At 77.8% G+C, this 636-nt stretch carries 1 protein-coding gene; it reads right to left on the reverse strand.

The genetic code is table 11. From position 1 onward, the window contains the following. On the reverse strand, window positions 1-574 hold a 574-nt coding region (locus ACXJKG_RS21365), incomplete at its 3' end, for a pilus assembly protein FlpE (protein ID WP_456847719.1). Between the last annotated feature and the right edge of the window lie 62 nt (window positions 575-636).

Consider the following 636-nt stretch of genomic DNA (forward strand, 5'->3'; position numbering starts at 1 on the left):
GGCCCCCGTCCGCCCGGAGCGTGCCGAGCGCCGGGAGCCCGACGGCCTCCGACAGCTCCGCCGCGCCGAGCCCGCCGGGCGCCGGACCGCGCACCACCAGCCACGTCGGGACCCCGACCAGCCGCGGTCGCATCGCGAGGATGCCGGCGACCGTGCGCAGGTCCCGCGGCGCGACGACGAGCACGGCGTCGCACACGGGCGCGACCGACTCCCCGGCCACGACGGAGGCCCGGTCGAGGTCGAGCACGAGCGCACCGACCGACCCCGTCAACGCGTGCAGGACGTCGGCCACAACCCCCGGCTCGGGTGCTCCCGGCCGCTCCCGGTCGGCGCTGAGCACCGCGCAGGCCCCCCACCGCGGCAGCAGCGCGAGGACGTCGGCCCCGGCCACCTCCCCGCGCGCGTCCGCGAGGTCGGGCCAACGCACCCCGTCGGCGGACTCGAGCCCCAGCAGCACGTCGATCCCGCCGGACGCGCGGTCCAGGTCCACCAGCGCGGTCGCGGTGCGGCGCGCGAGCTGCCGGGCGAGGGCCGCCGCCAGCGTCGACGCGCCGGCACCACCGCGACCGGCCACCACACCGACAGTCTCWTATACACATCTGACGCTGCCGACGAGGTCATAAGTGTAGATCKCGG

It is taken from the genome of Cellulomonas sp. P5_C6 (assembly GCF_054049635.1).